The 7,811-nt window shown below is 40.6% G+C and carries 10 protein-coding genes; 3 read left to right on the forward strand and 7 right to left on the reverse strand.

The features are described from left to right. Positions 1–248: 248 nt before the first annotated feature. Entirely contained in the window at positions 249–854 is a 606-nt protein-coding gene (locus tag AACW06_RS15555; protein ID WP_192075767.1) for a hypothetical protein, read from the reverse strand. Between the two features lie 132 nt (positions 855–986). Beyond that, positions 987–1,289 carry a YfcZ/YiiS family protein gene (locus AACW06_RS15560; RefSeq protein WP_053311071.1) on the reverse strand — a complete coding sequence of 101 codons (303 nt, stop codon included), beginning with the start codon at positions 1,287–1,289 and terminating at the stop codon, positions 987–989. Positions 1,290–1,785: 496 nt separating this feature from the next. Between AACW06_RS15560 and AACW06_RS15565 the strand changes: the two genes are divergently transcribed. Then, the gene (locus AACW06_RS15565) at positions 1,786–2,247 is read left to right on the forward strand and encodes a TetR/AcrR family transcriptional regulator (protein ID WP_192075768.1); all 462 of its coding nucleotides are present in this window, start codon (positions 1,786–1,788) and stop codon (positions 2,245–2,247) included. A 93-nt stretch (positions 2,248–2,340) separates the two neighbouring features. Here the strand turns inward: AACW06_RS15565 and nadE are convergent, their stop codons facing one another. Continuing rightward, positions 2,341–3,171 (reverse strand): ammonia-dependent NAD(+) synthetase, encoded by an 831-nt coding sequence (gene nadE / locus AACW06_RS15570; RefSeq protein WP_192075769.1) that lies wholly within the window; start codon positions 3,169–3,171, stop codon positions 2,341–2,343. A 105-nt stretch (positions 3,172–3,276) separates the two neighbouring features. Between nadE and AACW06_RS15575 the strand changes: the two genes are divergently transcribed. Continuing rightward, the gene (locus tag AACW06_RS15575; RefSeq protein WP_192075770.1) at positions 3,277–3,789 is read left to right on the forward strand and encodes a nicotinate-nicotinamide nucleotide adenylyltransferase; all 513 of its coding nucleotides are present in this window, start codon (positions 3,277–3,279) and stop codon (positions 3,787–3,789) included. Positions 3,790–3,829: 40 nt separating this feature from the next. Further along, positions 3,830–4,321: a hypothetical protein gene (locus AACW06_RS15580; RefSeq protein ID WP_192075771.1), complete on the forward strand. Its 492-nt coding sequence runs from the start codon at positions 3,830–3,832 to the stop codon at positions 4,319–4,321. Between the two features lie 181 nt (positions 4,322–4,502). On the opposite strand, the gene AACW06_RS15585 is transcribed toward AACW06_RS15580, so the two are convergent. From AACW06_RS15585 to proX, 4 genes are all read right to left on the reverse strand, one after another. Beyond that, a complete protein-coding gene (locus tag AACW06_RS15585) occupies positions 4,503–5,849 on the reverse strand; it encodes a magnesium transporter (RefSeq protein WP_192075772.1) in 1,347 nt (448 codons plus the stop codon). Next, complete coding sequence (locus tag AACW06_RS15590; RefSeq protein ID WP_192075773.1) at positions 5,846–6,412, reverse strand: mechanosensitive ion channel domain-containing protein; 567 nt, start codon at positions 6,410–6,412, stop codon at positions 5,846–5,848. Before AACW06_RS15590 ends, AACW06_RS15585 begins: the two co-directional genes overlap by 4 nt. A 136-nt stretch (positions 6,413–6,548) precedes the next feature. Then, entirely contained in the window at positions 6,549–7,025 is a 477-nt protein-coding gene (locus tag AACW06_RS15595) for a MarR family transcriptional regulator (RefSeq protein WP_192075774.1), read from the reverse strand. A 57-nt stretch (positions 7,026–7,082) separates the two neighbouring features. Beyond that, on the reverse strand, positions 7,083–7,775 hold the full coding sequence (gene proX / locus AACW06_RS15600; protein WP_337923494.1) for a glycine betaine/L-proline ABC transporter substrate-binding protein ProX: 693 nt from the start codon (positions 7,773–7,775) through the stop codon (positions 7,083–7,085). Between the last annotated feature and the right edge of the window lie 36 nt (positions 7,776–7,811).

The following is a 7,811-nucleotide window of genomic DNA, read 5'->3' on the forward strand; positions in this document are numbered from 1 at the left end:
AAGTGAGGCGCTTCTCTTTTACTTTCCTATACCTTTCCTACTTGAAGTTGCAGCGGTGTTGGCTACGTTCGCTCACCCCAATCACATAGTTTATCTATGCTCATGGGGATGAACTCACTTGCCGCCTATTTGCAACTTCAAGTTGTTTGGGTATAGTTTGTTTCTTGTTTCTTGTTTCTTGTTTCTTGTTTCTTGTTTCTTGTTTCTTGTTTCTTGTTTCTTGTTGCTGCTATCTGCATATGTTTTTACTAGCGTGCTACAGCACCACCTAGTGTTAAAGTAGTTGGCCACTTACTAATAACATTCCCCCCTAAGTAGATATTCCCATTGACGGTCATGGTGTCTGGGAATTCTGTTATTTTAGACCCACCAATAAACAAACTGCCTTCAATTGTTAGCCCTTCCGGTAGAGTGGCTAATGGGGTGCGAATGACACTGAGATCACCTTTTACTTTGAAATTAGCGGGTAATTTCTCGAGTTGAGTATCGGTGAAATTGATGTAGCCACCAACCTTTATCCCTCCTGGCCACGATTTGATTTGGCTACCGAGTAAATTGGCGTAACCACGGATGGTGGTTCCCTTGGGTACGTTTTTTAACAAGCTATTTGATGCATCTAAACTACCTTGTACATTTAGCGCCTTAGGTAATGACAGAATAGAAGTTTTCGCTATGTTTAAATTGCCTTTGAGCGTGAGATCATCAGGTAGGGAGGTATAAGGTTTATTACGTAAATCCAAATTACCGTAGTTATCGAGGTGGTTGAGGATTTTGTATTGATCCAAGGATTGTGACCAACTAAAACTGGAAAAAATGAGGGTGAATAATAAAAATAAAAGCCGGATTCTGTTCATAGCATCCACTTATCCAAAACACTTGCTAACAGTATCGGCCGATTGCTACTTTGCTTCAATATCTGTTTAGTGCAAATAGAAAAAAAGCGAGCTAATAGTTGCTCGCTTTTGGTCATTATTATCAAGGCGTAATTAGCGAGCCAAAGATCGTGACTTCAATTCGAAAATGAGTTTTTCTGCACTGACTTCAAATTTAAAACGCGCGTGCAGTTCAGTTGAATTTTCCTCGATAGGAGATGCTTCATATTCAACGTTGCTTGATACTTGTTGGGCTAATGCTAAGTATTTTTCAAACTCGGCCTCAAGCTGAATCTTGTTAGGAGCCATAACCATGACCTCTGCAACTTCATCGCCTTCTTTGATAATAAAACCAATTTCGCCAGCGCAGCCGCATGCTTCACAGACTTGGATATCTACGTCGTTTTCGATACTCATTTCGAATCCTCATATTTAGTGTGTGGTTATTCTAGCGAGCAAATGGTCGACTAGCTACAAAAAAGCAGAACATATCTACATTAAAACAGTACGTCATGTTGATGATTTAAAACTATATTGAAAGATAATGTAACCATAGAGTGTGATGGCGATCGAAGAATCACTAGTTTTCGTGTCATTATTTTGTCAAAACAGTGTTGAGTTCGTTGCGAATTGGCAATGATTGTTAGATTATGCGATTGATGTAATTATTACTATTATAAATTGCGCCTAATTCATTCGTTTACTGGTTGATATTACGGAGTAGGTTAACTTTATTAGCGATTGCTAAAGAAAAGTAACACCAAACTAGCAGATATGACTTAGCAAAATGCTCTGGATAGGCGTTGCTATTTTTTTGTGCGATTTTTAGACAGGGAAAACGCACTGCAATGATGAGGCGTTTAATAACACTATCATCACAATTGATGGATTAATAAATAGAAGAGCTTAAACCATGCCAAAGCGTAGTAAAGAAGATACTGAAATCACCATCCAAAAAATAATGGATGCTGTTGTTGATCAGCTATTGAGATTGGGTTATGACAAAATGTCATACACCACTTTGAGTCAACAAACGGGTGTATCTCGTACAGGGATTAGCCATCACTTTCCAAAGAAAACGGATTTTACGGCCGCGTTAGATGGCCGAATTTTCAAACTTTTCGTTGAATATTTAGATTTTGAAAATGATCTTGCTCAGTTTTCAAAGAGTTGGATCACAGCATTAAATAATGCGCAGTTTTTAGCTATTTTGCGATTGCTTTTTCACCACATTGTCACGAACGAATGTGCTGATGAATTCGCTGCAAATGGTATCGACCGTTTATACAAAACGACGGCAGCACAATTTGGTAACGAAAGTGCAAGAGAGCTTGAATGGCTAGTGGGTAAATCATTGATCAAAATGAGTCAATAATTTGTCATTCAGATTCGAAAAATAAAGCCAACCATTCGGTTGGCTTTGTTGTTTACGCTACCAATTTGGTGAGTAGCCAAATCGATTAATGGCTTAATCGTATATAGTCGGGATCGGTTTGCGTTTATGCTGAGTCATCTTATAGATAGCGACTAGACGCTCCACGACATGTTGCGCTACCTGCTTACCTTCAAGAAAATCATCAATTTGGTCGTAAGTTAGGTTTAAAGCATCTTCATCGGCTTTCTGAGGTGCAAGCTCTTCTAGATCCGCTGTGGGTGTCTTTTGTACTAATAATTGCGGAGCACCTAATTGAGCTGCTACGGCGCGTACTTGACGTTTACTTAAGCCAAATAAAGGAGCAAGGTCACATGCACCATCGCCAAATTTGGTGTAAAAGCCTGTGATGTTTTCGGCGGAGTGATCGGTACCGAGAACCAAGGCTCCAACACAACCAGCAATTTCATATTGTGCAATCATACGTGCACGTGCTTTAACATTTCCTTTCACGAAATCAACTTTAGCCGCATCGGTTGGAACTAAACTGGTCCCTTGCAGTGCTTCAAGAGAAGCTGTATGTAAGCCATCAACTCCCGCTTTAATGTTAACGGAAACAGAATATGTCGGTTGAATGAAAGAAAGGGCAATTTGTGCTTCCTCTTCATCTTTCTGTTCGCCATAAGGCAAACGTACGGCAATAAATTTGTAGTCATTAACATTGTGTTCTTGGTTTAGCTGTGTAACCGCAAGTTGAGCTAAACGACCACATGTGGTTGAGTCGACACCGCCACTAATACCGAGCACGAGCGATTTGCAGCCAGACTCAACAAGTTTACGTTTAATAAAGTCAACCCTGCGTTCTACTTCATACGCTGGGTCAATGGATGGGAGAACGCGCATCTCATCACGGATCATTTTTTCCATTAGAGTTCCTTTTCCTGCAAGCAAAATAAATCTTTCGTGTATCATACCTAAATCACGAAATTAGAAAACCGAGAAAGTAATTTTCAACGTTGAATAAGGATTGCTATGACAAAAATCGCTGTCTTTGGAAGTGCTTTTAACCCGCCGAGTTTAGGTCATAAAAGTGTGATTGATTCTTTAAGCCATTTTGATTTGGTGCTTCTGGTACCGAGCATTTCACACGCTTGGGGCAAATCAATGCTAGATTATGAGACCCGCTGTGAACTTATTGATGCTTTTATTAGTGATTTAGCATTAAGTAATGTAAAAAGATCGACAGTTGAAGAGCATTTACAGCAACCTGGTGAAAGTGTGACGACTTATGCAGTTTTGTCATTACTGCAAAAACAATTTCCTGACGCTGACATTACTTTTGTTATTGGCCCCGATAATCTGTTTAATTTTGACAAATTTTATAAGGCTCGGGAAATTTTACAGCGTTGGTCGGTGATGGCGTGCCCTGAAAAAGTGGCGATAAGAAGTACGGATATTCGGCATAACCTGTCAGATAATTCTGATATTAGTGGTTTGACAACCAAGTCTGTGGAAATGATCTTGCAACAAAGGCGCCTATACTAGAAAATCCACAACCTCAAAGTGGTCGGAGTAGTTGTTGTTAATGAAATTAAATGTTGCCGTTTTAGTATTGATCTTATTTTCGTCAGTGACGAAAGCATGCGATCTCTATTCAAACTCATTTTTAGAAGAAGGCACCAGTAGTTCTGTAATGTTTCAAGCATCGGGCATCTGTTTTTCGATGCTGGACGGTATCGACTATGTTTCGACTCAACTCTCGGCTATCGGTTTGGTGGATGATAATACACCCACAAACTCTTTATATTGGTCTAACTGGGTTTTAAAAACTGACGATGATCCAATTTTCACTCAAAAGTTAGCGACAAGCTACATCGGTTTTGGGGTGTGGATGCCTCAAGAGCTGCATGAAGAAAAGAGTAAAATGTCTACCGAAGAATGGCTAATGAGCCATGGTATTCAAATAAGCTTTGGGTTTGGTGAAAAGAAAATTGGCGAGCCTCGCATGCGTATTGATTATCGCTGGCATGAAGATTACGATCTCGACGTAATGATGCAAGTTGAAGTTCCTTTCTAGTTATTTAATACTTTTCTTACCATTTGTTAATACTCATCCCATATACCCAAATAACTTGAAGCCGCAGCGGTGTTGGCTACATTCGCTCACCCCAATCACATAGTTTATCTATGCTCATGGGGATGAACTCACTTGCTGCCTAACTTCAAATGGTTTGGGTATAGAACAACCTGCTTTTTATCTACAACATCACTAAACTGGCGGTGCCTAAAAAAGCAAAAAAGCCGACAACGTCTGTTATCGTAGTCAAAATTACAGATCCTGCAAGCGCTGGGTCCAGTTTGAACTTATCTAAAGTAATCGGGATTAAAACACCAAACATTGCCGCTGTTATAATGTTCACAACGATAGCGAGGGAAATGGTTGTGCCGATCATGGTGGATTGAAACCACAGGCCAGCTAATGCACCGATGATTAATGCCCATAGCAATCCATTAATAGAACCAATACCAATTTCGTTTTTGAGTAGAGCGAAACGGTTACCCGGCGTAATTTGGTTTAATGCCATGGCGCGAACCATTAAGGTTAAGGTTTGACTGCCCGCAATGCCACCCATGGAAGCAACGATTGGCATAAGTACCGCTAAGGCCACGACTTGCGAAATCACATCCTCAAATAAACCGATGGTGATTGAAGCCAGAATTGCCGTTAATAAGTTGATACCTAACCAAAGGCCGCGCTTTTTCGAACTTTTTATTATGGGGGCGAATAGGTCATCGCCTTCGTCCATACCCGTGCCCGCCATTAAGCGCGCTTCATAAATTTCTCGTTGAGTACTGAGAGCAAATTGCCAGTCAATTTCGCCAACTAAAGTATCCGTTTCATCAATCACGGCAACCGTTGGCAACTGAGCATGCTCTAAAGCTTCGACGGCTTCAGATAAGGATTGATGGGCATTAAGGGTAAATATTTCCTCTTGCTTTAAGTTTTTGAGTAACGTTTTTCCATCGGCCAGCAAAATATCGGTGTAGGTAACAATGCCGCGGAATTTTTTAGCTTTGTTAATCAAATAAATGTGCTGAGGAGAATCATTGTGGTATTTTTCGAGTAGTATTTTTGCTTTATCTACGCTGATACTAAAAGGTAAAGTGTAGACCTTACGGTCTGCCCAGTGACCGATTTCATCATCCTCATAGGCGCTTGCTTGGTCGTACAGTTCCAGTTCGTCGCGGCTAATTAATCGAAGTGCTTCACTGATAATCTCGTCAGGCAAAGAGTCTGCCCATTCGATGAGGGATAAGTTATCGAGTTTGGCTAACGTCAGTTTAAGTTCGACTTCAGATAACGCATCAATAATTGAGAAACGTACATCAGCACGCATTTCCGTTAATACATCAATGTGCATTTCTAGTGGAAGGCTGCGCCATAACCGGACACGTTGCTCAACAGGAAACGCTTCTAGAATGATCGCTATTGAACCTTCATCAAGGCCGTTTTCAACATACTCGCCAAGCATGTCTACCTGTTGTTCGTCATCCGCTTTTGAAATGGCTTCAATCTGAAATGATAAGTCTTGATATTCGTTCAACGCGTTACTCCAGTTGGAAGTTGTCGTTTCTCTTTTTTCTTCACTGCTTTTTCGGGGGCCGTATTCAGAACAATGACAGGACGAATGATAAATAAATTATTGGGGTAGAGTATTTTATCGCCATCGATATTCTCTAAAACCACATTCAGTAAATTCATATCGACAATTTTGCCTTCAATCATATTTGCTCCGTCAACCACTCGTACCCACAGGCCAATTCGGCAGTTATTTTGTACAAATAAGACGAGAAAAGATGTCACATTACTGAGCAAAGACCAAGCCGCAAATAGACCGACTCCGAGTAAAGCAAATAAGGATGAACCTACGACAAGCAGACCTCGTAGTTCCACTCCCCACATCATTAAAATCGCAATTATCAGTAGTGTAAATAGCATCGATTTAACCAACCAACGAGCTCGTTTTAAACGATGGATATCCGCTTTACCGATCACCATGTTTTCAAAAAATCGCAAACAATATTTGGCAAGTGTTGGGTAACAGATTAGCACGATAGCGGTGATGAACCATTGGTAATGCAGTTGAAATAAGTTTAGGTAATCCATGGTTAGTTATGCTTTGGGATTTGCTTCAAAATAGCTGAAATTCAATGAATTACAACCTCTAATTATGGAAAGTTGTTTAATTAGAGCGGTGTTGCGAAAAAAGTCGACAACGCTTTGTTTTTATAATTAATTAAGGCTAAAGCGGATCGTTAGCTTCTAAGATGGGAGTTAGCGCTGATGGTTCAATTTCTGGGTTTTTCATCATGCTTGAGATACGCTGCAAAGATGACAGAATCAGCGTTTGTTCCCAAGAACTTAAGGCTTGAAATTGGTCGATGAAATTGTTTTGTAGCAGGGTAGGTGCATTTAGCAGCAGTTGGTTACCTTCTGTTGTCAGTAGCGCATGCACTTTACGTTTATCTTTTTGGTCTCGCTGACGGGTAATTAAGCCTCGTTTTTCCAGTCGGTCAAGAATACTGGTTGCGGTTGCTTGGCTCATGTTGGTATTACTGGACAATTGCCTGATGGTCACGTTCTCGGAACTTTTAATTTCTCTCATTAATAATAGTTGCGGACTGGTTAGTCCGAAATCTTTATTGATTTTTTTTGAGTGGAGATCGGTTGCTCGAATAATTTGGCGTATAGCGATGAGCACTTCTTCATGAATATTCACACTTTCCTCCGTGAAAATGGGTTGGGCTGCTCAAGGTTATGAGCAGCCACCATTCGACTATTTGGCCGCTTGTTTAGCCGCATTAATCCAGGAATCGAACAACTGTTGATGTGCTTTAATCCAACCATTGGCATGGGATTCAATATCTTTGGCTGAGTTTTTCCCTTTACTCATGATCATATTTTGAGCGCTGACGTCATTGATATCTAACTTTATGATTTCAAAAAGTTTGGCAGCAGCAGGGTTTTGCTGAGCAAACTTTTTGTTGGCCACAATGCGCATGCTGTTCATTTCGAAGCCAAAGTTTTTACCGTTTGCTAGCGTGGTATCAATATTTTTACGTTCACCGGGTAGAGCAGAAAACGGTACTTCAAGCCATACCACGTCTTTGCCCGGAACTAAAACACCACTGACCCAATAAGGTGTCCATGTGTAGTAAAGAATGGGATCGCCTTTTTTATAGCGTGAAATAGTATCGGCTATAATGGCGGCGTAATTTCCTTGGTTATGAGTGACCGTAGGACGTAGACCGAACGCAGTCAGTTGCTCTTCAATCACTAATTCACAACCCCAACCAGGGTTACAGCCAGTTAAATCGGCTTTGCCATCATCGTTCGCATCAAAGAGTTTAGCTATTTTGGGATCTTTCAATTGCGCAATATTAGGGCGTGTTGATCTTTCGTGAGTGTTTTTTAAACAGCATGGTAAAGAGTTATAATTTGCTTCGCCAAAAGTAAAACCATAACCAATACCATGCCAAGAACAATGCTAACTGATATTCGCTGG

Source organism: Vibrio sp. S12_S33, from assembly GCF_963889785.1.
In the GTDB taxonomy this organism is placed as follows: Bacteria; Pseudomonadota; Gammaproteobacteria; order Enterobacterales; family Vibrionaceae; genus Vibrio; species Vibrio aestuarianus.

Bases quoted from the DNA above. Each gene is read 5' to 3' on its own strand.
- AACW06_RS15555 (WP_192075767.1), bottom strand. From the start codon at position 854: ATGAACAGAATCCGGCTTTTATTTTTATTATTCACCCTCATTTTTTCC.
- AACW06_RS15560 (WP_053311071.1), bottom strand. From the start codon at position 1,289: ATGAGTATCGAAAACGACGTAGATATCCAAGTCTGTGAAGCATGCGGC.
- AACW06_RS15565 (WP_192075768.1), top strand. From the start codon at position 1,786: ATGCCAAAGCGTAGTAAAGAAGATACTGAAATCACCATCCAAAAAATA.
- nadE (WP_192075769.1), bottom strand. From the start codon at position 3,171: ATGGAAAAAATGATCCGTGATGAGATGCGCGTTCTCCCATCCATTGAC.
- AACW06_RS15575 (WP_192075770.1), top strand. From the start codon at position 3,277: ATGACAAAAATCGCTGTCTTTGGAAGTGCTTTTAACCCGCCGAGTTTA.
- AACW06_RS15580 (WP_192075771.1), top strand. From the start codon at position 3,830: ATGAAATTAAATGTTGCCGTTTTAGTATTGATCTTATTTTCGTCAGTG.
- AACW06_RS15590 (WP_192075773.1), bottom strand. From the start codon at position 6,412: ATGGATTACCTAAACTTATTTCAACTGCATTACCAATGGTTCATCACC.